This is a genomic window from Bradyrhizobium sp. WBOS08 (assembly GCF_024585125.1).
In the GTDB taxonomy this organism is placed as follows: Bacteria; Pseudomonadota; Alphaproteobacteria; order Rhizobiales; family Xanthobacteraceae; genus Bradyrhizobium; species Bradyrhizobium japonicum_B.
In genome coordinates, this window is sequence record NZ_CP028988.1 from 4,163,809 (window position 1) to 4,185,205 (window position 21,397).

Consider the following 21,397-nt stretch of genomic DNA (forward strand, 5'->3'; position numbering starts at 1 on the left):
GCTGGCCAGGGAGATCGTAAGCAACAGAGGTGAGGGCTGGCGAGACGCAAATCCCGCTCAGCCGGATTTCTTATGCAGCCCGATAGTCCGGCGCCGTCGCCAGGAATTTGGCATAGGCGTCCGCGTCCGGCGGCTGGAAGCGGCCGGCAAGCCCGCCACGCTTCTGGTTCTTCGCGCCGATATCGGCCATCAGCTCGTCGAAATGGCGGTAGTGATAAGGCGCGACGCACAGGCCGCCATAGACGCCGGCGGCCGGCCGCTCGACGCGCTTGAAGTGCAGCATCATCTCGATGTTGTCGCGCATCGCTTGCGCCGTCGGCTGGTTGGCGAGCTGGCCGTCGGCATAGCGCACCAGCCAGTTGGCGGCGAGGTCTGCGCAGAGCACGGTGCAGAACGAGGAGTTGAAGCCGACGAAGCCGAGCTCGGGCAGATCGGGGTTGGCGATCAGGCGATAGAGCCGGTACTGGCCGTCGGCATCGACCAGCTTCTGCCTGTAGGCCTCGGGCAGGAACGGCACGCCGAGCTTGTAGCCGATCGCGAGCACCGCGACGTCGGCGCCAATGCGTTCGCCGCCGCTCATCACGATGCTGTCGCCGTCGTAATGGTCGAAGGTGCCGAACACCGCCTTGATGCGGCCGTCGGCGACCATCGGATAGAAGCCGGGCGTTGCGATCGGCACCGAGCAATTGACGCCGTCCTCGATCCGCTCCTTCGGCACCATGTTGCAGCGGCCGAGCTTGAGCTGCGCCTTCAACAGGCTTTCCAGCCCGCGCCAATTGGCCCAGACCAGCGGCGCGGCGATGCGATGCGCCATCCGTCCCATCGCGCTCATGCCCCAGCCCGGAAACATCTCCTCCTGCGCGCGGATGTAAAGGATGCGCTTGAAGTTCACGAGCCCGCCGATGAAATAGGGGATGCGCCAGACCGGCTCGCGCATCACGATGGTGACCTCGCGGGCGCCTGACTTCACCGCGTTGACCGCGATGTCGGTCGCCGATTTCGAGCCGCCGAGCACGACGATGGGGCGGCCTTTCGCCAGCGAGGGATCGCCGTATTTGGAGGAATGCAGGATCTGGCCGCCCTGTGCGAGGAACGCGTCCTCGCCGGGGCAGTGCAGCTCACGCGGCTCGTTGAATTGCCCGGTGCAGACCGCGACGAAGTCGAAATCTTCGCTCGTCGTCGCGCCATCCTTGCTCTTCAGCGCGAGCGTCCAGCCCGGTCTGCCGTCGGCGCGCCGCGCCATGCCGGCGACCTCGGTGTCGAGGCGCAGCATGCGGTCGAGGCCAAAGCTGCTGGCGTAGTCGGCGAGATAGGCATGGACCTGCGGCCCGGTCGGCCATTCCGGATAGCCTTCCGGCATGGCGCGGTCGGTGTAGCGATAGAGCTCCTTCGGGCTCTGCGTCTGCACCTCGGGATAGGAGCGCGCCGGCTCCCAGACGCCGCCGAGATCCGAGCTGCGCTCGACGATGGCGACGTGGTGGCCGCGGGCAGAGAACGCCTTGGCGGCGGCAAGGCCGGAGACGCCGGCGCCGATCACGCAGACATGCTTGGGACTGACCATGGGTTTGCTCGCAACGTGTTTTGGGCGCAAGCGGCCACGTTCGGCCGCAAGGCGCGGCCGGCGGTGCTGCATGCAGATGAAATTGGACGGAGAGCTTTCGCCTAGTCGTTGGCCTCGGGCGGCAGGAAATCGACCTCGTGCAGCGCCGAGATGCGCACGACTTCCGCGGGGTCGGTCAGATTGTGCAGCTGCTCGAACAGCGCCTCCAGCTTCTGCATCGGCGAGACCCAGAACAGCGCGCGGCACGGCTTGTCGGACTTGTTGAAATAGCCGTGCGGGATGCCGCGCGGCATGCGCACGAGATCGCCGGCATGGGCCTTGACCCATTGTCCGTCGAGCTTGAGGTCGAGCGTGCCCTCCTGCACCAGGATGAACTCGTCCTGGGTCGGATGGATGTGCACCGGCACGAACTGACCGGGATCGCTGTTGGTCTCGAACGCGAAGGTGGAGTCGGTGACAGCCTTGGGGAAATAGACCTGGCCAAGGATATTCCAGCTCTTGCCGCCATAGCCTGTGCCGTTCGCGGTGATGCCCTTTTCGAGTGCAGTCATGGCTTGCTCCTCATGGATTCCGGCGGGGACGGAGCATCGTCCGAGGAAGGACCGCCTGTCTATCCGCTAAACGAATCCGGATGAACCTATTGCCATGCAGCACGACGAATTTGCGAGCTACGGCCCTTTTCGCCCCCACGGAACTATTATAGGCTTAAAGGAATTCCGGGCGCGAAGCATGGTCGACGATGTCCGCAGCCGAGCTGGAAATGAGCGCAACTGCTTCTGCAGCCGAACGGCTTGCGGCGTTCGCCCGTGTCACCACGGATGACGTTGACGAGGCGGCCGAACAGATCGGGCGCATCTTCTGTCCGCACTATCTGAAGCCGACACAGGCGCGCGCGGCCGGCTTCTCGGCCCGGCACAATTGCGCGGCGTTCGAGGGCTTCTCCATCAATTACGTCGCCTACGGCGGATCGGTCTGCATCGATCCCGGTTGCCTCGAGCGCTTCTTCCTGGTGCAGATTCCGCTCGCGGGCACCGCCCAGATCCGCGCTGGCATCACCGAGCTCGATGTCGCGCCGGACCGGGCGGCGTCGCTGCTGTCGCCGACCATCCCGACCCGGATGACGTGGCGCGATTGCGCGCAGGCGATCCTGCTGCTCGACCGCCGCATGGTCGAGCAACGCGCCGCGGCGCTGTCGGGCAGAGCGACCGGGGTGGTCGAGTTCGATCCCGTGATTGACCTGGAGGCGCCGTCCGGGCGCACCTTGCAGGCGAGCCTCGCCAGGCTGATGACGCTCGCCGAGCGTCTTGGTCCCTCGGGCCGGCTTTCGCCGGTGGCGATGGCGGATTGGCGCGAAGCGCTGCTCGATCATCTCCTCAATCGCCAGCGGCACGGCCTGTCGGATGCCATTGCAGCGTTTTCGGGGCAGGCCGAGCGCCTGCCGCGCGCGCTCCGCACTGCGCGCGACCACCTGGCCGACAATGCCGGCGAGCCGCTCGATCTCGCGCAACTCGCCTGCGCGGCCGGCATCGGCATTCGCGCGCTCCAGCTCGGCTTCCGCCGCCACTTCGGCGTGTCGATCTCGCAGATGCTGCTCGACATGCGCCTTGCCGGCCTCAACGCGCGGCTCGCGCGGGCCGCGCCCGATGCCTCCATCACCGACATCGCCTTCGACCTCGGCTTCACCCATCTCGGCCGCATGGCCGGCGCCTACCGCGAGAAATTCGGCGAGACGCCGTCGGCCACGCTGCGGCGAAGGATGAGCTGACTTATCGATCTTGTGACTGCGTCCCGCCGTCCTCGCGCAGGGTCGTCACCCAGATCGCGCGCGCCACCTGCTGGGTCGGGTTGTCGAACATGTGCGGCACGGTGCTCGGAAAACGAAAGAATTGTCTGCAGACAGGCGCGTCTCAGGCTTTGTGAAGTTCGATCAGTCCGGCCGTCGCCTTGCTTGCCCGTGTTGCGATGTTGACGGCACTGGGCCGATCGGTCGTCTGAAGCATTAGACCTGTCATCAGGTCGCCCCAGAGAAGTCCAAGGAAGGTATCGGCCATCGCTTCGGGATCGCCGGCAACCAGTCCGGCCGACGCAGCGTTCGCCAATATTGTTCGCAGGGCTTCGCGAATGGGCTTTCGCGCCGCGGATTCCAGAGTCTGAGCGACTTTCGGCGCGTTGACGGTTTCGGATATCGCCAGCCGGAACACGGCGACGACCATCGGGTCGGTCGTTTCTGTCAAGAGCTTCGTTCCAAACGCGGTCAGCACGCCCCTGAGCGTTTTCGTGTCGCGCAGCACCGGCAGATCGATCGGGACCTGAAGCCGCTGGGCACGCTCGGAGATGCACGCGACGAGCATCGCTTCCTTGTTGCCGAACAGCGTGTAGAGATCCCGCTTCGAGACGCGGGCGCGCGTCGCGATTTCGAGCGTGCTGGTCTGCGCGTAGCCTGCCTCCATGAAGGCCGAAAGGGCTGCACCGAGGATTCGTTTTCGGATCTCGGGCCCATCCGCTTCCTTCTCGGCCGGCTTGGTCTTGGAGGCCATCCTACACTTTCCGCTTGACTTGGTACCCGATAGTACCATATCCCTCATCACTAGGTACTTATCAGTACCAAGGTTGCTAACAGCGGTAAAGGACCATTGCGATGTCGAACACAGTTCTCGTCACCTCCGCCGCCGGTGGGCTTCAGGGAAGGACAGGCCGATATGTTGCGGAAATGCTGCTGCAGCGAAGTGTTGGCGTTCGCGCCTTTGTCCGCCTGCTCGACGAGCGGTCCGATCGCCTGAAGGAGCTGGGTGCCGACGTCTTCGTCGGCGACTTCCTCGACGCAAGATCGGTCGATGCGGCCGTCGAGGGTGTGTCGTCGATCTATTTTGCCTATCCCGTGCAGGAGGGGCTGGCGGACGCGACCGCGGGCATGGCGCTCGCCGCGCGCAGGCACGGCGTGTCTCGCCTCGTCAATCTTGTGATGTATCAATCCTCGCTCGATGCCCCGACGCCGCGGATGCGGCAGAACTATCTGTCCGAACAGGTGTTCGAGTGGGCTGGCGTCGGCCCGGCCCATGTCCGCGCCACGGTCTTCTATGAAAACGTCGCTCGTCTCGTCGCCGCGAACCTGCCTGCGAAGGGAGCGATCCGGCTCCCGCTCGGTGATCAGAACACGCGCCTTCCGCTGATCGCAGCCGAGGACGTCTCGCGCGTTGCCGTTGGCTTGCTGACAGCGTCCACAGTGCCGGCCGGGGCCGCGTATCCCCTGATCGGAAGCGTGAATTCCATCCGCGACATCGTCGAGACGTTCGCACGCGTTCTCGAAAGGGACACGCATTACGAGGAGATCACCGACGAGCAGTGGCGGAGCGAGGCTCTCGCGCGGGGCTGGAACGCGCACGCGGTCGAGCATCTCTCCTCGCTCTGGAGGTCGCTGCGTGCTGCGAGCGCAACGGCGGAGGCGGGACGCTTCAGTGCAACGGACACGATTGAGACGATCGGCGGCGCCAAGCCGAAGACGTTCGAGCAATTCGTTCGCGAACGAGCGACCGAACTTGTGCGGCCGCTATCGGCTGCAAGCGCAACGGCCTGACCGGTGGGCAGAGCTCATGAACAGACGACAACTGCTGACCGGGGCATTGGGGTCACTCGCACTGAAGGCGATGCCCGAAACTTTCTCGTCGAACGCATTCGCTGCAAATTCGGATCAAGGTGGAGAAATGAGCAAGACGACGCAACGGATCATCGCCTGCAACGGCATCCGCATCAACATCGCCGAACAGGGCGAGGGGCCGTTGGTGCTTCTGGTGCACGGCTTCCCCGAATCCTGGTATTCCTGGCGGCGCCAGATCGACGATCTCGCGGCCGCCGGCTTCCGCGTGGTCGCACCCGACATGCGCGGCTACGGCAAGAGCGACGCGCCGCAGGCAATCGATCATTACACGATCCTGCATCTCGTCGGTGACATGGTCGGCATTCTCGATGCCCTGGGCGCGCCGGACGCAGTCATCGTCGGCCATGATTGGGGCGCCAGCGTCGCCTGGCAGGCGGCGCTGACGCGGCCCGACCGGTTCAGGGCCATCGCCGCGCTGAGCGTCCCTTTCCGTCCGCGCGGCAAGACGTTGCCGACCAGCCTCATGCCACGGACCGACAGCGCACAATTCTATCAGCTCTACTTCCAGGAGCCGGGACCGGCGGAGGCCGAGTTGGGGCGCGATCCGCGTGCTACCATTCGCAACATGTTGTTCGGTGCGTCAGGAGATGGCGTCACCGCAGCGCGTGCGGCCGTCGCAGCGGGAGGATCCGCGCCGAACCTCGGCATGGTCCCGAAGGGCGGCGGACTCCTGCAAGGTCCCGGCGCACCGGCAACCTTGCCGTCCTGGATCACCGAAGCGGACATCGACTTCTACGGAGCAGAGTTCAAGCGCAGCGGCTTTCGCGGGGCGCTCAATTACTATCGCAACATCGATCGCAATTGGGAGATCACGGGTGCGTTGGCCGGCCTGCAAGTGTCGGTGCCCGCGCTGTACGTCGCCGGCGACCGCGATTTCATCGTGGGCTTTCCCGGTACCGAGCAATTGCTCGCGAACATGAAAGCTCTGGTCCCCGGCTTGCGTGGGATCAGGATGCTTCCGGGGTGCGGGCACTGGACCCAGCAGGAGCGTCCCAACGAGGTCAGCGCGGCGCTGATCGAGTTCATTCGGGCGCTGCCCAGCCGGTCGTGACGGCGCGGCCCCCGTCTCACGAATTGACGTGCACGAAATCCCGCAGCAGCGGATAGATCTCGTTGTTCCAGCGCCGGCCTGAGAACACGCCGTAATGGCCGACGCCGGCCTGCATGTGGTGGACGCGCCGATAGGCGCGCACGCCGGTGCAGAGGTCCTGGGCGGCGAGGGTCTGGCCGATCGAGCAGATGTCGTCCTTCTCGCCTTCGACCGTCATCAGCCCCATGCGGCTGACGGCCTTGGTGTTCACCGGGCGGCCGCGATGCATCAGCCTGCCCTGCGGCAACAAATGCTCCTGGAACACGTCGCGCACGGTCTCGATGTAGAACTCGGCCGGCAGATCCATCACGGCGAAATATTCGTCGTAGAAGGTCTTGATGGTCGCCGCCTTGTCCTTCTCGCCCTTGGCGATATGGTTGGCGAGGTCGAGATGCTGCTTGATATGGCGCTCGAGATTCATCGAGACGAACGCGGTGAGCTGCACGAAGCCGGGATAGACCTTGCGCAGGGCGCCGCGGCACTGCACCGGCACGTAGTTGATCAGGTTCTGCTCGAACCATTCGATCGGCTTGCTCTTGGCGAAGTCGTTGACCCGGGTCGGCTGGATCCGGGTGTCGATCGGGCCGGCCATCAGCGTCAGCGTCGCCGGGCGCGAGGGATGGTTGTCCTCGCACATGATCGCGGCGGCCGCGAGCGCCGAGACCGAGGGTTGGCAGATCGCGACCATGTGCGGGCGCGGCCCGAGCTGGCCGAGGAAATCGATCAGGTGCCCGGTGTAGTCGTCGAGCCCGAAGCGGCCTTCGCTGCGCGGAATGTCGCGCGGATTGTGCCAGTCGGTGATGTAGACGTCGTGGTCCTGCAGCAACGTCTGCACGGTGCCTCGCAACAGCGTCGCGAAATGGCCGGACATCGGCGCCACCAGCAGCATGCGCGGCTGCTCGCCGACGCCGTCTTTCTTGAAGTGCAGCAGCGAGCCGAACGGTGTCGCGTAGGCGATCTCCTCGGTGACGGCCACCTCGCGATTTCCCACCGTCACGCGCTCGATGCCGTAGGCGGGGCGGTGATAGGTCAAGGTCGAGCGTGAGATCAGCTCCAGCGCGGCCGCGAGCCGGCCAATGAGCTGATCCGACATGCCCTGCGGCACCAGATTGAGAAACTTGAGCGCGGACGAGGCCCCCGCGCGCCACGGCGCCGTCAGGTCCATGTGGTTCTGAAAGGCCTGATAATTCATCGACATCATAACTGGAACGTCCACCCGTCCCGCATTGCTATGCAATAACGACGCCAAACCGGGCGGCCGGACCGCCTGCAAAATTGGCACGTGGCTTGCTGCTCACGTCACGGCAGGCACGGGCACATCCGCGAGCCGGCGGAGAGGCGGGATCAGGGAAGGGCCATATGGCGAAGGCGACACTGACCATCAGCAGCAAGAATTATTCGTCCTGGTCGCTGCGCGGCTGGCTGCTGGCGAAATTCTCCGGGCTCGATTTCGAGGAGATCGTCACCGCGCCGGACGATCCGTCGGCGCGCGCGGAGATCCTGTTGCTGTCCTCGTCGATCCTGGTGCCGTGCCTGCGGCACGAGGGCGCCGTGGTCTGGGATACGTTGGCGATCGCCGAATATCTCAACGAGGTGATGCCGGCGGCCGGCCTGTTGCCCGATGACCGCATCCAGCGCGCCCATTGCCGCTCGATCTGCGGCGAAATCCATTCCGGCTTCACCACGCTGCGCGCCTCGCTGCCGGTGAATCTGAAGGGACGTTTTCCCGGCTTCAAGATCTGGTCGCGCGCGCAGGCCGACATCGACCGCGTCTGGTCGATCTGGCGCGACTGCCTGGAGCGGTCGGGCGGCCCCTTCCTGTTCGGCGCACAGCGCACCATGGCGGATGCGATGTACGCGCCGGTGGTGACGCGCTTCGTCACCTACGACGTCAAGCTGGAGCCGCGGCTGAAGGCCTATGCCGACACCATCATGGCGATGCCCGAGATGGCCGAATGGATCGTAGCGGCGCGGGAGGAGCCCGCCGAGATCGAGGAGCTCGAGGTTGAATATTAGGCAGGCTTGGCACGGCTTGCCTGTTTCGGGGGCGGCGGCGGTCGCGGCAGCCTGAGCGGTCTATGCCCTTGCCAGCATTAACCTTTGGCGCTTCCGCGCGGCCGAGGCCGTGCGCCGCGCCGCACAGATATTGTACGCGGTGCCCTCACTGCATCGACATCTAGCCGTGAACAGCTGCGTACACAGCCATTCGGCTGATTCGGGCGCGATTCGTTCGGGCCGCGTTCCGTTCGTTAAAGCGGAGCGCGGCGCCGTTGCATTTTGGAACAGATATGGGGCTTCAGGCGGCCCCTCGATGCTTCACGCGCGGCAGGCGCCAGCCGATCACGGTGGCTTCGACCGCGATGCCGGCCTCGTGGTTCTGCCAGCGTCCCTCGACATAGCGGCACGCGAACGGCAATTGATACGTTCCGCTGTGGTCCTCGCACAGCACTTCGAGCGCCAGGCCCGGCGGCGGTTCTCCGGCGCCGTCGAATTCCGCCAGTCGTCTATCGCGCGTTGCCATTCCGAAATTCTCCCCTAAACAAAGCCGCGGAAAGAGCGCCCACTTCCTCCGCGTGCGGATCATCGTTCCCCGTCCCAGGGAACGGCGCAAGCTCAACGCGAGAATGCGGTACGAGTGTGGTAGCCTTTACCGGCTATGCGCAACCAGCGCACATTGCCGTGATCGATCGGACGAGGAACCCTTCATGCTGCTTCGAAACGCCGGCATTTGTTTCGCGATGTTGCCGCTCGCAACGCTGGCGCATGCGCCGGTGCACGCGCAGGACGTGCCCGGCATCGAGATCTGCACCGTCGAGAAGACCATGGAGCGGCGCACCTCCTGCCTGCAGAGCAATGTCGACTTCCTGCAGAAGACGATCACCAAGCTCAATCTCGATCATCAGCAAAAGCTGGACGCCGCCAACCGCCAGATCGACGCGCTGAAGACGAACCTCGCCGGCCTGCAGAAGATGCTTCTCGACTTCCAGGCCGCCCAAGCGAAGACGGCCGAGGATCTCAAGAAGAAGCAGGACTCGCCGCCGGCCAAGGACGCGAAATAGCGCGCCGTTCACGCCACGCGGTAGCGCTCCATCACGCCGCGATCGGGCTCGTAGCCGAGCCCGGGGCCGGAGGGCACTGCGACATGGCCGGTGGCATCGGCATCGATGCGGCCGCCCCAGAGGCAGGCTTCGCGCTTGAGATGAAACATCTCGACCAGCCCGTCGTCGCGTATCGCCAGCAGATGCAGCGTCGCGAGCAGGCCGGGGCCGAAATAAGGCGAGTGCGGCACGATCTTCACCCCGAGCTGATCGGCGAGCGCGGCGACCTTCACGAATTCCGTGATGCCGCCGACCTTGGTCACCGACGGCTGGGCGTGGCTCACCGCACCCGCCTCCATCATCTGGCGGAATTGATACTCCGTGCAGGCATTCTCGCCGGCGGCAATGTCGAGCCCGCCTTCGCTGCGGACCTTGGCCAGCGCGGCAAAGTCTTCCGGCGGCCACACCGGCTCCTCCAGGAACGTCGGCCGCGCGTCGCGGCACGCCGTCGCGAACGCGATCGCCTGCGCGGCCGTGAGCGGGCAGTTCATGTCGACCATCAGCGGAATGCCGGGCCCGATCGCCTCGCGTGCGGCGAACACCGCAGGCGCCGTGGTCTCGTGCAGCTTGATCGCGCCATAGCCGAGCGCGAGCGCCTTCCTGCATTCGGCGGCGATGTCGCCGGGCGTACCGATCCGCAGCAGGCTCGCGTAAGCCGGAATCGCCGTGCGCCTGGTCTCGCCGAGCAGGCGATGCACCGGCACGCCCTCGATCTTGGCGGCAAGGTCCCACAGCGCGATGTCGAGGCCGGAGATCGCGAACATGGTGATGCCGTAGCGGCCGAACAGATGCAGATTGCGCTGGATCTGCTCCATGAATGCGGGGATGCCGGCGGCATCGGGCACCTTCAGGCCGCGGGCTTGCGGCGCGATCATCTCCTCGACCGCGCTGCGCGTGGTGCGCGGGCAGACATAGGCGAAGGCATCGCCCCAGCCGGTCAGCCCGGCATCGGTCGAGACCTCGACCAGCACCATGTCGAGCGCGGTGATTGCGGAAGCACCCTGTCGGAAGCTGGCGACACCGGCATCATAAGGAATGCGGATATGGTGTGCCCGCACATCGGTGATTTCCATGACCCGGTTCCTCTTTCTCGTGAGCGGTTTCACCGAGTGTAGCCAAGAACAGCAGGGCGTTGCCAGTAGCCTTTGCCGGACTATTCTCGTGCGAAGGACAGCAATGCCGATCAAGCAGAGCGGCAGAGACCGGCGCATCATCGCCGCGCTTCGAACGAGGGTTGAGCCGCCATGAATCCAGCGCAGCGCGCGCTCTGGTATATCGAGAGTCATCTGGCCGAGCCGATGACGCTGGACGACATCGCTGCGGTCTCGGGCGTGTCGCGGTTCCACATCGTGCGTGCGTTTGCCGCAGCGACGGGTCTTCCGGTGATCCGCTACGTGCGCGCGCGCCGGCTGACGGAGGCCGCACGCAGCCTCGCGAACGGCGCGCCCGACATCCTGTCGCTGGCGCTGGAGGCGGATTACGGCTCGCACGAAGCATTCACCCGCGCGTTCCGCGACCAGTTCGGTGTCACGCCCGAAGCGGTGAGGGCGGCAACGTGCGTCAGCCATCTCCAGCTCCAGGAGCCGATCCTGATGGATTCCACCATGCTCGACCATCTCGCCCCGCCGCGTTTCGAAACCGCAAAGGCCTTCCTCGTCGCCGGTCCCGCCGAGCGCATCGCCTGCGACAACGGCGCCATGATCCCGGGCCTGTGGCGGCGCTTCCATCAGGAAGTCGCCGACATTCCCGCACGTGTCGGCCAAGGGACTAATCAAGGGAAAGATCAAGTCGCTTACGGCGTCTGCTGCAATGGCGACGATGCCGGCAATTTCGACTACATCGCCGGCGTCGAGGTCGCCGATTTCTCCGATCTGCCGCGCCGCTTCGCCCGCATCCGCATTCCCGGGCAGCGCTATGCCGTGTTCACCCATGCCGATCATGTCGCCTCGGTCCGCCGCACCGTCAACACGATCTGGAATCAGTGGCTGCCGGCATCGGGTCTCGAGGCCGCGGATGCGCCGAATTTCGAGCGCTACGGCGCGGCGTTCGATCCCGTAACCGGCAATGGCGGCTTCGAGATCTGGGTGCCGGTGAGGGAATAGAGCTTCCGCAACGCTGGCATACCGTCCCGCTTGCTTGGCAAGCCGCGGTGACTTTGCCATAACCGCAGGCAAAGCTTGCGTGCGGAGCCGTGCCGGACATCCCGTGCAAGTCACAACAAGCCGGGAGGATCTCACGATGCCTGACGTCCGCGTTCTCGCCACCGACCTCGAATTTCCCGAAGGGCCGGTCGTGATGCCGGACGGCTCGGTGGTGCTGGTGGAAATCCGCGGCCAGCGCCTGACCCGCGTCCATCCCGACGGCCGCAAGGAGATCGTCGCGAAGATTCCCGGCGGCCCGAACGGCGCCGCGCTCGGCCCCGACGGCAAGATCTACATCTGCAACAATGGCGGCTTCTCCTGGATCCCGACCCGCAACATGATCATGCCGGGCCCGCAGCCGGACGACTATCTCGGCGGCTCGATCCAGCGGGTCGATCTGCAATCCGGCAAGATCGAGACCCTCGTGACCAAATGCGGCGCGCACGAGCTGCGCGGGCCGAACGATCTGGTGTTCGACAAGCAGGGCGGCCTGTGGTTCTCCGATCTCGGCAAGCGCCGCGCGCGCGACATGGACGTCGGCGGCATGTATTATCTCAAGCCCGGCATGACCGAACTCGTCGAGATCGTGCACGGCATCCTGCCGGCGAACGGCATCGGGCTGTCGCCGGATGAGAATACCGTCTATATCGCGGAGACGCCGACCGGCCGTCTCTGGGCCTACGAGCTTTCCGCGCCCGGCACGCTGAAGCCGCGCGATGTGATCTATCGCGGCGAGCGCGGCAAGCCGATCTGCGGCCTCGGCGGCTACCAGATGTTCGATTCGCTCGCGGTGGAGGCCGGCGGCAATGTCTGCGTCGCCACCCTCGTGTCCGGCTGCATCTCGGTGATCGCGCCCGACGGCACGCTGGTGGAGCAGGTCCCGACCGGCGACCGCGTCACCACCAACATCGCCTTCGGCGGCCCCGAGCTGAAGACCGCCTACATTACGCTGTCAGGCAAGGGCGAGCTGGTCGCCATGGACTGGCCGCGCGGCGGTTTGCCGTTGAATTTTTTGAACAAGTGAATGTATCTGGACGAAGTGTGCCAATACGTCGGTCGTCATTCCGGGATGCGTGCGTGGGCACGCAGGCCCGGAATCCATAACCCCGAACCGTGATTATGGATTCCGGGCTCGCGACTTCGTCGCGCCCCGGAATGACGGCAGTCATTATGGAGTGAGAAATGCCCTGGCCCGATCCCATCACCCTGCGCGGACAGCACGCCCGTCTGGAGCCGCTGTCGCATCAGCATCGCGAGGGGCTGGTCGAGGCCGTCAAGGACGGCGAGCTCTCGAAGCTCTGGTACACGGCGGTCCCGACGCCAGAGGGCATGGCGAAGGAGATCGACCGCCGCCTCTCCCTGCAGGCCGCGGGCTCGATGCTGCCCTTCACCGTGTTCGATGCCGCCGGCAACATTGTCGGCATGACGACCTACATGAACATCGATGCCGCCAACCGCCGCGTCGAGATCGGCTCGACCTGGTATGGCAAGAGCGCGCAGCGCGGCCCGCTCAACACGCAGTGCAAGCTGCTGCTGCTGCGCCACGCCTTCGAGGCGTTGAACTGCATCGCGGTCGAGTTCCGCACGCATTTCTTCAACCACCAGAGCCGCCGCGCCATCGAGCGTCTCGGCGCCAAGCAGGACGGCATTTTGCGCAGCCACCAGATCGCGCCGAACGGCACGCTGCGCGACACCGTGGTCTACAGCATCACCGCCGCCGAATGGCCGACGGTGCAGGCGCATCTGGAATTTCAACTCAACGACAAGCCGCGCTAGGGATCATGTCTGCTTGTCGTAACGATGTCGCCGCGAGCTCGATCACCTCTCCCATAGGGAGAGGTCGCGCCGAAGGCGCGGGTGAGGGGACCGGTCTCTCGTGGGACCTGAATCCCTCACCCGATTTGCTGCGCAAATCGACCTCTCCCGCCGGGAGAGGTGTCGGACCCCGCGGCTGCAATTCATTCAATCTCACGACACGCTAAGGGCGGCCGAGGCACCATGGACAGATTTGATTATGTGATCATCGGCGCCGGCTCCGCCGGTTGCGTGCTCACCAATAGGCTCAGCGAAGACCCCAACACCAGCGTCTGCGTGCTCGAAGCCGGGCCTTCCGACTGGCATCCCTACATCCATCTGCCGGCCGGCTTCATCAAGACCTTCCACATGAAGAGCATCAACTGGGCCTACCAGCAGGAGCCGGGGCCCTGGACCGGCGGGCGCAGCATCTATGCGCCGCGCGGCAAGACGCTGGGCGGCTCGTCCTCGATCAACGGCCACATCTACAATCGCGGCCAGCGCATGGATTTCGACACCTGGGCGCAGATGGGCAATCGCGGCTGGGGCTACGCCGACGTGCTGCCTTACTTCCGCCGGCTGGAGAGGCGCGTCGGCGAGGGCGAGGACACCTATCGCGGCCGCGAGGGCAGCCTTACCGTCACCACCATGGACTGGCGCGATCCGCTCTGCGAAGCCTTCATGGAAGGCGCGGTCTCGCTCGGCATTCCCCGCAATCCCGACTACAACGGCAAGAGCCAGGAAGGCGTCTCCTACTGCCAGCGCACCATCGAGAGGGGCCTGCGGGTCTCCGGCGCGACCGCGTTCCTGAAGCCGGCGATGAAGCGGCCGAACGTGCATGTGCACACCCATGCGCATGCGACGGAGATCATCTTCGAGGGCAAGCGCGCCGTCGGCGTCCGCTACATGAAGGGCGGTCGCGGCGGCACGCCGGTGGAGGTGCGCGCCAACAAGGAGGTGATCCTGTCCGGCGGCACCTATAATTCGCCGCAGCTGTTGCAGCTCTCCGGCATCGGCTCGCCCGACCTGCTGCAGCAGCACGGCATCGCCGTGCGCCACGCGCTGCCGGTCGGCGAGGGCCTGCAGGACCATTACGCGCCGCGCACGGTGGCGCGCGTCAAGGACATCAAGACCATCAACGAGCTTCGCCGCGGCCTCTCGCTGTGGATCGAGGCGCTGAAATGGGCGACCGCGCGCCGCGGCCTGCTCTCGCTGTCGCCGACCATGGTCTACTGCTTCTGGCACTCCGGCGAGAGCGCGGAGAGCTCCGATCTGCAGCTCACCTTCACGCCGGCAAGCTACAAGGAAGGCGTGCAGGGCCAGCTCGAGGACGAGCCCGGCATGACGGTGGCCTCCTGGCAGCAGCGCCCGGAGAGCCGCGGCTATGTCCGCATCCGCTCCTCCGATCCGTTCGCGCCGCCTGTTATCCAGACCAATTATCTCGACGCCGAGCTCGACCGCCGCGTCATCGTCGGCGGCATGAAGCTCGCGCGCCGCCTGCTGAAATCAGCGCCGCTGGCGCCCTATTACGCCTACGAGGATTTCCCCGGCCCCAACGTCAACACCGATGACGAATTCCTCAAAGCCGCGACCGAGCGCGGCACCACCACCTTCCACCCCGGCTGCACCTGCCGCATGGGCCCGGCGGATTCCACCTGGGCGGTGGTCGACGATCAGCTCCGCGTCCACGGCCTGGAGGGCCTCCGCGTCATCGACGCCTCGGTGATGCCGCGCATGATCTCGGCGAACCTCAACGCCTCCACCATGATGATCGCCGACCGTGCCTCGGATTTGATCCGTGGCAAGACGCCGATGGAAGCCGCACGGATCCCGGACGCAGCGGTGGCGTAGGAGGTTGCGGTGCCCCGGACGCAGCGCAGCGCCACTTCGGCGGTGCGCTGCAGAGCCGGGGCCCATCTATCCACGATCTCCACGTGACGTCTGGATCCCGGCTCTGCGCAGCAGCGTTGCACGCTGCAGCGCGTCCGGGACACGCGCGTTCGCTCGGAAGGCTTGCGAGTATCGTAGGGTGGGCAAAGCGAAGCGTGCCCACGCTTCTGTTGCGATGTTGTAGAGATGGTGGGCACGGCGCAAGTGCGCCTTTGCCCACCCGGCAAGCTTGCTGTGTCGTTCGGCAGTCAACCCCTTCGCGCGAAAATATTCCACTTTACCGAATTTCGGAATTGCGGCATAACCCAAAACAGCCCGGCCCGACGAAGAGGGGCGGTTCGCGAGTCGTTCGAAACGCGGGCCGGGTGGCGGTGGACGCGGCAGCGTCGGCACGAAAGGTGCAGGCAGGGCGGGTAGTCCCTGTGAGCCCGTGGCCGCGTGCAGACGAACGGCGCCGAAGTCCGGCAAAGCCTCTTGGCGAAGCCGGATGAGCTGCGTACGGCAAAACCGTGTGGTCCTGGCCGTCGTTGCTACGGTCAAGCCTTTGCGGAGATGTGCGCGAGCCCAACCGGGCAGACGGCATCGTCAATTCGCGGGGCGAGGGAGGCCAAAGGGAAAGTTCGGCTCCCGGGAGAGCACGGCATAAGCCGTCCGACCATCGCGCAGGGAAGGCCGAGTGATCGGCGACACCTGTATGCTGCTGTGCGGTTTTTCTGCGCGTGCGTTTCGCGCAGCAGACCGCGGGTGCACGTCGGCACCCGGCCTTCCCTGCGCCCTCTTCATTTTGGGGCGAGGAATGAGAGCAAAGCTCGGGTGATTCAAGCCGCGAGGCTGCGAAGGCGTGTCTGCATCTACACACTCACTGTCATCGCCCGGCTTGACCGGGCGATCCAGTATTCCAGAGGCGCTTGTAATCGAGCCGAGAAGCCGCGGCGTACTGGATTCCCCGCCTTCGCGGGGAATGACAGTGCTGATTGGAGTGACAGCGGAGCGTTCTCGCAAGCGAACGCGCGCTCACACTTCCCGTCGGCTCAAGAACGCCAGCCGCTCGAACAGATGCACGTCCTGCTCGTTCTTGAGCAGCGCGCCGTGCAGCGGGGGGATCAGCTTGCGCGGGTCGCGCTCGCGCAATTGCTCGACGCTCATGTCCTCGTTGAGCAGCAGCTTGAGCCAGTCCAAAAGCTCCGAGGTCGACGGCTTCTTCTTCAGGCCGGGCACCTCGCGCACCTCGAAGAAGATGCGCAGCGCCTCTTCCACCAGGCGCTTCTTGATGCCGGGAAAGTGCACGTCGACGATGCGGCCCATCGTGTCGGCGTCGGGGAACTTGATGTAGTGGAAGAAGCAGCGGCGCAGGAAGGCGTCCGGCAGCTCCTTCTCGTTGTTGGAGGTGATCATCATGATCGGGCGCTGCTTGGCCTTGATCGTCTCGCCGGTCTCGTAGACATGGAACTCCATGCGGTCGAGCTCGAGCAGCAAATCGTTCGGGAATTCGATGTCGGCCTTGTCGATCTCGTCGATCAGCAGCACCGGGCGCTGCTCGGCGCTGAACGCCTCCCACAGCTTGCCGCGCTTGATGTAGTTCCTGATGTCGGACACCCGCGCATCGCCGAGCTGGCTGTCGCGCAGGCGCGAGACCGCGTCATATTCGTAGAGGCCTTGCTGCGCCTTGGTGGTGGACTTGATGTGCCAGGTCAGAAGCGGCGCGTTCAGCGCCTTCGCCACTTCCTCCGCCAGCACCGTCTTGCCGGTGCCGGGCTCGCCCTTGATGAGGAGCGGGCGCTCCAGCACGATCGAGGCATTGACGGCGACCTTGAGATCGTCGGTCGCAACATAGTCCTTGGTGCCGGTAAATTTCATCGCGCGTCCTTGTTGGTCGTCGTCGTCAGGCAATGCCAATGTCGCTGCCTTGGTCACGACAAGCGAACGGCCGCACATGGCGGCCGTTCCTGGTTCGGTCAGGCTTTCAGACCCGTTTTATCAGCGAAAGGATGACCAGCACAATCACCGCGCCGATGGTGGCGTCCACGATCGCGCCGACCGTGCCGGTGGCGAGCTGGATGTGCAGCTGCGGCAGCACCCAGCTCGCAACCAGCGCGCCGATGATGCCGACGACGATGTTGCCGATCAGCCCAAATCCCGCCCCGTGGACAATCTTGCCCGCGAGCCAGCCTGCGATCGCGCCGATGATGAGCGCTGCGAGAATACCCATTGCATACGTCCCCAAGACAACCCCGTGAGGGCGCCAATTCTAGAGCAAAATGCGCTTGGGTCCACGCTGAATCGCCGCGCTCGCGCTTCACCTCCCGGCGATGCGAAGCGTCGTCCGGAGCAAATCGGGTGTGGGGGCGATGGGGCAGGAGAGACCGAAACTCCTCACCCGCGCCTTCGGCGCGACCTCTTCCGGTGGGAGAGGTGAAGCGGCGCCCCTTGACGTTCGCCCCCCGACGGGCAATCTGTCACCCATGTTCCTGCAATTCTTCACCTCTCTGCGCGACGCGCAGGTCCCTGTGACGCTGCGCGAATACCTCACGCTGGTGGAGGCGCTCGACGCCGACCTTGCGGACTACTCGGTCGAGAACTTCTATTACCTGTCGCGCGCCTCGCTGGTGAAGGACGAGCGCAATCTCGACAAGTTCGATCGCGTCTTCGGCACGGTGTTCAAGGGGCTGGAAAATCTCCTCGACGCCATGGAGAAGGCCGAGATCCCCGAGGAATGGCTGAAGAAGCTCGCCGAGAAATACCTGACGGAAGAAGAGAAGAAGCAGATCGAGGCCATGGGCTGGGACAAGCTCATGGAGACCTTGAAGAAGCGGCTGGAGGAGCAGAAGGGCCGGCATCAGGGCGGCTCGAAATGGATCGGCACGGCAGGCACCTCGCCGTTCGGCGCCCACGGCTACAATCCCGAAGGCGTGCGCATCGGCCAGGAGAAGAACCGCAACAACCGCGCCGTCAAGGTGTGGGACAAGCGCGAGTTCAAGGACCTCGACGGCAATGTCGAGCTCGGCATCCGCAACATCAAGGTGGCGCTGCGCCGCCTGCGCAAATTCGCCCGCACCGGCGCGCCGGACGAGCTCGACCTCGACACCACGATCCGCGAGACCGCCAATCACGGCTACCTCGACGTCCACATGCGCCCCGAGCGGCGCAATGCGGTGAAGCTGCTGGTGTTCTTCGACATCGGCGGCTCCATGGACATGCATATCGAGCAGGTCGAAGAGCTGTTCTCGGCGGCGAAGAGCGAGTTCAAGCACATGGAATATTTCTACTTCCACAATTGCCTCTATGAAGGCGTGTGGAAGCAGAACAAGCGCCGCTTCACCGACCGAACGCCGACCTGGGACGTGCTGCACAAATACCCGCACGACTACAAGATCGTGTTCGTCGGCGACGCCTCGATGAGCCCTTACGAGATCATGGTGCCCGGCGGCTCGGTCGAGCACGTCAACGAGGAGCCCGGCTCGGTCTGGCTGGACCGCATCATCCGCACCTATCCGCATGCGGTGTGGCTGAACCCGGTGCAGCAGAAGCACTGGGATTATTCGGAATCCACCACCATCATCAAGCGCATCTTCGCGGGCCGGATGTATCCGATCACGATCGAGGGGCTGGAAGCCGCGATGAAGGAATTGACGCACTGACGCTTTCCGTCGTCATTCCGGGCGCCCGAAGGGCGAAGCCGGAATCCATCGGGCCGCAGCGCATGTAGAGGAATGGATTCCGGGCTCGCGCTGCGCGCGCCCCGGAATGACAACAAGAGGGAGACATATATGCCCCAGACCATCACCCGCGGCATCAAGGCGCTGATCGACGAGGCCAATGCCGAGATCGAGACGCTCACCGCCAAGGACGCCATCGAAATCTCCAAGAACGGCGACGTCGTCATCGTCGACATCCGCGATCCCCGCGAGATCGAGCGCGACGGCCGCATCCCCGGCGCCTTTGCCTGCACCCGCGGCATGCTCGAATTCTGGATCGATCCGCAGAGCCCCTACGCCAAGCCGGTCTTCCAGGAAGACAAGAAGTTCGTGTTCCACTGCGCCGGCGGCCTGCGCTCCGCGCTCGCCGCCAAGACCGCGCAGGACATGGGCCTGAAGCCCGTCGCCCACATCGCCGGCGGCTACGCCGCCTGGCGCGATGCCGGCGGCCCGACGGAGAAGTGGGAGCCGAAGAAGAAGGGGTGAGGTGATGTTGCCGTCGCTCCAACCTCCGGTGTCATTCCCCGCGAAAGCGGGGAATCCAGTACGCGGCGGCCTCTCGGCTCAATCACAATCGCCTCGGAGTACTGGATCGCCCGGTCAAGCCGGGCGATGACAGCGGAGCGCGATCTCGCGCCCCGCGCTGCTCGCTCCGGAATGACAAGGAAGAAATTGCATGACCGCCACCGACCCCCTCGTCTCCACCGAATGGCTCGCCGCCCATATCGGCGATGCCAACGTCAAGGTCCTCGACGCCAGCTTCAAGCTGCCGGGCGTGCTGCCGCTGCCGAAGGACGATTATCTCGCCGCGCATCTGCCGGGCGCTGCGTTCTTCGACGTCGATGCAGTGTCGGACCATTCCAACCCGCTGCCGCACATGTATCCGAGCGCCGAGCAGTTCGGCCGCGATGTCGGCAATCTCGGCATCTCCAACGCCGACACCGTCGTGCTTTACGATTCCGGCGGCTGGGTCGCCGCGCCGCGCGCGTGGTGGATGTTCCTGGCATTCGGCCACGACAAGGTGCGCATTCTCAACGGCGGCCTGAAGAAATGGCGCGCCGAGGGCCGGCCCGTGGAGACCGGCGAGGTGAAGCCGAAGCCGGCGACGTTCAAGGCGAGCTTTGACGGCAAGCGCGTGCGCAGCATGCAGCAGCTGGTCGCCAATGTCGAAAGCCGTGCCGAGCAGGTGATCGACGCCCGCGCCGCCGACCGTTTCGAGGGCCGCGCGCCCGAGCCGCGTCCGGGCATCCGCTCCGGCCACATCCCGGGCGCCCGCAACGTGCCGTATAATTTGCTGTTCGACGCCGCGACCGGCACGATGAAGCCGCTCGAGGAACTGCGCGCTGCCTTCACGGGCGCCGGCGTCAAGCTCGATGCGCCGATCGTCACCAGCTGCGGCTCCGGCGTCTCCGCCGGCGTGCTGACGCTCGCGCTCTACCGCCTCGGGATCGCCGACACCGCGCTCTATGACGGCTCCTGGTCGGAATGGGGCCAGGAGGGCGGCCCGGCCATCGCGACCGGTCCGGCGTAGTGCCACGATGACGGTGCGCTCCCTCGCCCCGCTTGCGGGGAGAGGCGAAGCAAGAGCGTCACCGCGTGCGCGCGGTCGTCGTCGCGAAGGTTGGCTGCTGCTGGCCGAACGGATCGAGCTGCTGCTGCAATTGCTGAGGTGGCGGGCGCCGCACCACGCGCTGCCGCTTCTTGGCCTTCGCCTTGCGCTTGGTCGCCTTATCGTCGGCCTTGCTCTCGGGCTTGCTTTCGGCCTTGGCCTTCGCCGGCGCATCCTTCACGGCCGTCGTCGCCGGGTCGTTCAGCGCGGCCAGCTTCCCGGAAGCGACCTCGGGCGCCGAGGCGGCGGGGGCGGCATGGGCATCGACCGGTGCCGGCTCGCTGGCGGTCGCGGCGGCGGCAGGCTGGACGTCAGGCTTGGCGTCCAGCTTGGCGTCGGGAATCGACGCCGTGGCGTCGGCTGGAGTGAGCGTGTCGGCGGCAGCCGGCGCAGCGGCTTCCGTCGTCGTCTCGGCCTCGGCCGGCTCGATGGCCGCCGCTTCCGCCGCAGGCGCGGCGACCTGGGCCGGGACGTCAGCCTCGGTCAGCGCGGCGACCTCCTCCGGCTCGGGCTCGGTTGCCGGCAGTCCAATGGTCGGCACTTGGTCGCGCAACGACGGCTCGGGGGCGGCCGTGACCTCCGGCTCGGCACGGAGGATCGCGAGCACCGGCTGGGCGGGCTCGGAAGCCCGCGCGAACATCTGCTCCTGCGGGCCGTTCCGCCAGGAGGGGTTGCTGACATACTGCTGGTGGCTCGCGCGCAGCAGCGCGGCGGCGCCCAGGCCGAACACCAGGAGGGAGGTTGACAGCAGGATCGCGGCAAACAGGAAGCGAAAGCCGGGAAGCATCGAAGGATTGCGGATTTCCGCCCCGGCAGCGTGGGGTGCCAGGGCCCAAGAGCCATCTGAACGCGGTGACGGTACTG

At 65.5% G+C, this 21,397-nt stretch carries 21 protein-coding genes; 12 read left to right on the forward strand and 9 right to left on the reverse strand.

All coding sequences use genetic code 11. From position 1 onward, the window contains the following. Window positions 1-70 precede the first annotated feature (70 nt). Together DCM80_RS19580 and DCM80_RS19585 are read right to left on the reverse strand one after the other, a co-directional pair. Entirely contained in the window at window positions 71-1,561 is a 1,491-nt protein-coding gene (locus DCM80_RS19580) for an NAD(P)/FAD-dependent oxidoreductase (protein ID WP_257193198.1), read from the reverse strand. A gap of 101 nt (window positions 1,562-1,662) precedes the next feature. After that, window positions 1,663-2,112 (reverse strand): cupin domain-containing protein, encoded by a 450-nt coding sequence (locus DCM80_RS19585; protein WP_061027189.1) that lies wholly within the window; start codon window positions 2,110-2,112, stop codon window positions 1,663-1,665. Window positions 2,113-2,300: 188 nt separating this feature from the next. Here DCM80_RS19585 and DCM80_RS19590 point away from each other — a divergent pair, with 188 nt between their 5' ends. After that, window positions 2,301-3,326, forward strand: coding sequence for an AraC family transcriptional regulator (locus tag DCM80_RS19590; protein WP_257193200.1), 1,026 nt, complete (start codon window positions 2,301-2,303; stop codon window positions 3,324-3,326). Window positions 3,327-3,468: 142 nt separating this feature from the next. On the opposite strand, the gene DCM80_RS19595 is transcribed toward DCM80_RS19590, so the two are convergent. After that, window positions 3,469-4,098: a TetR/AcrR family transcriptional regulator gene (locus tag DCM80_RS19595; RefSeq protein ID WP_257193201.1), complete on the reverse strand. Its 630-nt coding sequence runs from the start codon at window positions 4,096-4,098 to the stop codon at window positions 3,469-3,471. A gap of 101 nt (window positions 4,099-4,199) precedes the next feature. Between DCM80_RS19595 and DCM80_RS19600 the strand changes: the two genes are divergently transcribed. Together DCM80_RS19600 and DCM80_RS19605 are read left to right on the forward strand one after the other, a co-directional pair. Further along, on the forward strand, window positions 4,200-5,135 hold the full coding sequence (locus DCM80_RS19600) for an NAD(P)H-binding protein (RefSeq protein ID WP_257193203.1): 936 nt from the start codon (window positions 4,200-4,202) through the stop codon (window positions 5,133-5,135). A gap of 127 nt (window positions 5,136-5,262) precedes the next feature. After that, complete coding sequence (locus tag DCM80_RS19605; RefSeq protein ID WP_257193205.1) at window positions 5,263-6,267, forward strand: alpha/beta fold hydrolase; 1,005 nt, start codon at window positions 5,263-5,265, stop codon at window positions 6,265-6,267. Window positions 6,268-6,283: 16 nt separating this feature from the next. On the opposite strand, the gene DCM80_RS19610 is transcribed toward DCM80_RS19605, so the two are convergent. Further along, a complete protein-coding gene (locus DCM80_RS19610) occupies window positions 6,284-7,507 on the reverse strand; it encodes a polyhydroxyalkanoate depolymerase (RefSeq protein ID WP_257193206.1) in 1,224 nt (407 codons plus the stop codon). A gap of 158 nt (window positions 7,508-7,665) precedes the next feature. Between DCM80_RS19610 and DCM80_RS19615 the strand changes: the two genes are divergently transcribed. Next, window positions 7,666-8,322: a glutathione S-transferase family protein gene (locus tag DCM80_RS19615; RefSeq protein WP_257193207.1), complete on the forward strand. Its 657-nt coding sequence runs from the start codon at window positions 7,666-7,668 to the stop codon at window positions 8,320-8,322. A 280-nt stretch (window positions 8,323-8,602) separates the two neighbouring features. On the opposite strand, the gene DCM80_RS19620 is transcribed toward DCM80_RS19615, so the two are convergent. Beyond that, complete coding sequence (locus DCM80_RS19620; RefSeq protein WP_257176967.1) at window positions 8,603-8,827, reverse strand: hypothetical protein; 225 nt, start codon at window positions 8,825-8,827, stop codon at window positions 8,603-8,605. A gap of 184 nt (window positions 8,828-9,011) precedes the next feature. Between DCM80_RS19620 and DCM80_RS19625 the strand changes: the two genes are divergently transcribed. Further along, entirely contained in the window at window positions 9,012-9,365 is a 354-nt protein-coding gene (locus DCM80_RS19625) for a hypothetical protein (RefSeq protein WP_257193208.1), read from the forward strand. An 8-nt stretch (window positions 9,366-9,373) separates the two neighbouring features. On the opposite strand, the gene DCM80_RS19630 is transcribed toward DCM80_RS19625, so the two are convergent. Next, window positions 9,374-10,477: a mandelate racemase/muconate lactonizing enzyme family protein gene (locus DCM80_RS19630; protein ID WP_257193209.1), complete on the reverse strand. Its 1,104-nt coding sequence runs from the start codon at window positions 10,475-10,477 to the stop codon at window positions 9,374-9,376. Between the two features lie 171 nt (window positions 10,478-10,648). Between DCM80_RS19630 and DCM80_RS19635 the strand changes: the two genes are divergently transcribed. The 4 genes from DCM80_RS19635 (at window position 10,649) to DCM80_RS19650 (ending at window position 15,190) form a co-directional block, all read left to right on the forward strand. After that, window positions 10,649-11,506, forward strand: coding sequence for an AraC family transcriptional regulator (locus DCM80_RS19635; protein ID WP_257193211.1), 858 nt, complete (start codon window positions 10,649-10,651; stop codon window positions 11,504-11,506). 136 nt (window positions 11,507-11,642) lie between these two features. After that, window positions 11,643-12,569 (forward strand): SMP-30/gluconolactonase/LRE family protein, encoded by a 927-nt coding sequence (locus tag DCM80_RS19640; RefSeq protein WP_257193212.1) that lies wholly within the window; start codon window positions 11,643-11,645, stop codon window positions 12,567-12,569. A 158-nt stretch (window positions 12,570-12,727) separates the two neighbouring features. After that, window positions 12,728-13,321 (forward strand): GNAT family N-acetyltransferase, encoded by a 594-nt coding sequence (locus tag DCM80_RS19645; RefSeq protein ID WP_257193213.1) that lies wholly within the window; start codon window positions 12,728-12,730, stop codon window positions 13,319-13,321. A 222-nt stretch (window positions 13,322-13,543) separates the two neighbouring features. Continuing rightward, window positions 13,544-15,190, forward strand: a complete 1,647-nt coding sequence (locus DCM80_RS19650; RefSeq protein ID WP_257193214.1) for a GMC family oxidoreductase — start codon at window positions 13,544-13,546, stop codon at window positions 15,188-15,190. 1,053 nt (window positions 15,191-16,243) lie between these two features. Here DCM80_RS19650 and DCM80_RS19655 read toward each other — a convergent pair. Together DCM80_RS19655 and DCM80_RS19660 are read right to left on the reverse strand one after the other, a co-directional pair. Further along, a complete protein-coding gene (locus DCM80_RS19655) occupies window positions 16,244-17,086 on the reverse strand; it encodes a MoxR family ATPase (protein ID WP_028138153.1) in 843 nt (280 codons plus the stop codon). 106 nt (window positions 17,087-17,192) lie between these two features. Continuing rightward, window positions 17,193-17,438: a GlsB/YeaQ/YmgE family stress response membrane protein gene (locus tag DCM80_RS19660; RefSeq protein WP_027519717.1), complete on the reverse strand. Its 246-nt coding sequence runs from the start codon at window positions 17,436-17,438 to the stop codon at window positions 17,193-17,195. A gap of 253 nt (window positions 17,439-17,691) precedes the next feature. On the opposite strand from DCM80_RS19660, the gene DCM80_RS19665 reads away from it, so the two are divergent. From DCM80_RS19665 to sseA, 3 genes are all read left to right on the forward strand, one after another. Continuing rightward, complete coding sequence (locus DCM80_RS19665) at window positions 17,692-18,867, forward strand: VWA domain-containing protein (protein ID WP_028138152.1); 1,176 nt, start codon at window positions 17,692-17,694, stop codon at window positions 18,865-18,867. Window positions 18,868-18,996: 129 nt separating this feature from the next. Further along, window positions 18,997-19,410: a rhodanese-like domain-containing protein gene (locus tag DCM80_RS19670; protein ID WP_257193215.1), complete on the forward strand. Its 414-nt coding sequence runs from the start codon at window positions 18,997-18,999 to the stop codon at window positions 19,408-19,410. A 190-nt stretch (window positions 19,411-19,600) separates the two neighbouring features. Beyond that, window positions 19,601-20,455 carry a 3-mercaptopyruvate sulfurtransferase gene (gene sseA, locus DCM80_RS19675; RefSeq protein WP_257193216.1) on the forward strand — a complete coding sequence of 285 codons (855 nt, stop codon included), beginning with the start codon at window positions 19,601-19,603 and terminating at the stop codon, window positions 20,453-20,455. A gap of 58 nt (window positions 20,456-20,513) precedes the next feature. Here sseA and DCM80_RS19680 read toward each other — a convergent pair whose 3' ends face one another. Next, the gene (locus DCM80_RS19680) at window positions 20,514-21,320 is read right to left on the reverse strand and encodes a hypothetical protein (protein WP_257193217.1); all 807 of its coding nucleotides are present in this window, start codon (window positions 21,318-21,320) and stop codon (window positions 20,514-20,516) included. Between the last annotated feature and the right edge of the window lie 77 nt (window positions 21,321-21,397).

Bases quoted from the DNA above. Each gene is read 5' to 3' on its own strand.
- DCM80_RS19660 (WP_027519717.1), bottom strand. From the start codon at position 17,438: ATGGGTATTCTCGCAGCGCTCATCATCGGCGCGATCGCAGGCTGGCTC.
- DCM80_RS19595 (WP_257193201.1), bottom strand. From the start codon at position 4,098: ATGGCCTCCAAGACCAAGCCGGCCGAGAAGGAAGCGGATGGGCCCGAG.
- sseA (WP_257193216.1), top strand. From the start codon at position 19,601: ATGACCGCCACCGACCCCCTCGTCTCCACCGAATGGCTCGCCGCCCAT.
- DCM80_RS19610 (WP_257193206.1), bottom strand. From the start codon at position 7,507: ATGATGTCGATGAATTATCAGGCCTTTCAGAACCACATGGACCTGACG.
- DCM80_RS19580 (WP_257193198.1), bottom strand. From the start codon at position 1,561: ATGGTCAGTCCCAAGCATGTCTGCGTGATCGGCGCCGGCGTCTCCGGC.
- DCM80_RS19650 (WP_257193214.1), top strand. From the start codon at position 13,544: ATGGACAGATTTGATTATGTGATCATCGGCGCCGGCTCCGCCGGTTGC.
- DCM80_RS19640 (WP_257193212.1), top strand. From the start codon at position 11,643: ATGCCTGACGTCCGCGTTCTCGCCACCGACCTCGAATTTCCCGAAGGG.
- DCM80_RS19600 (WP_257193203.1), top strand. From the start codon at position 4,200: ATGTCGAACACAGTTCTCGTCACCTCCGCCGCCGGTGGGCTTCAGGGA.
- DCM80_RS19680 (WP_257193217.1), bottom strand. From the start codon at position 21,320: ATGCTTCCCGGCTTTCGCTTCCTGTTTGCCGCGATCCTGCTGTCAACC.
- DCM80_RS19655 (WP_028138153.1), bottom strand. From the start codon at position 17,086: ATGAAATTTACCGGCACCAAGGACTATGTTGCGACCGACGATCTCAAG.
- DCM80_RS19630 (WP_257193209.1), bottom strand. From the start codon at position 10,477: ATGGAAATCACCGATGTGCGGGCACACCATATCCGCATTCCTTATGAT.
- DCM80_RS19585 (WP_061027189.1), bottom strand. From the start codon at position 2,112: ATGACTGCACTCGAAAAGGGCATCACCGCGAACGGCACAGGCTATGGC.
- DCM80_RS19620 (WP_257176967.1), bottom strand. From the start codon at position 8,827: ATGGCAACGCGCGATAGACGACTGGCGGAATTCGACGGCGCCGGAGAA.
- DCM80_RS19605 (WP_257193205.1), top strand. From the start codon at position 5,263: ATGAGCAAGACGACGCAACGGATCATCGCCTGCAACGGCATCCGCATC.
- DCM80_RS19590 (WP_257193200.1), top strand. From the start codon at position 2,301: ATGTCCGCAGCCGAGCTGGAAATGAGCGCAACTGCTTCTGCAGCCGAA.
- DCM80_RS19635 (WP_257193211.1), top strand. From the start codon at position 10,649: ATGAATCCAGCGCAGCGCGCGCTCTGGTATATCGAGAGTCATCTGGCC.
- DCM80_RS19645 (WP_257193213.1), top strand. From the start codon at position 12,728: ATGCCCTGGCCCGATCCCATCACCCTGCGCGGACAGCACGCCCGTCTG.
- DCM80_RS19670 (WP_257193215.1), top strand. From the start codon at position 18,997: ATGCCCCAGACCATCACCCGCGGCATCAAGGCGCTGATCGACGAGGCC.
- DCM80_RS19615 (WP_257193207.1), top strand. From the start codon at position 7,666: ATGGCGAAGGCGACACTGACCATCAGCAGCAAGAATTATTCGTCCTGG.
- DCM80_RS19625 (WP_257193208.1), top strand. From the start codon at position 9,012: ATGCTGCTTCGAAACGCCGGCATTTGTTTCGCGATGTTGCCGCTCGCA.
- DCM80_RS19665 (WP_028138152.1), top strand. From the start codon at position 17,692: ATGTTCCTGCAATTCTTCACCTCTCTGCGCGACGCGCAGGTCCCTGTG.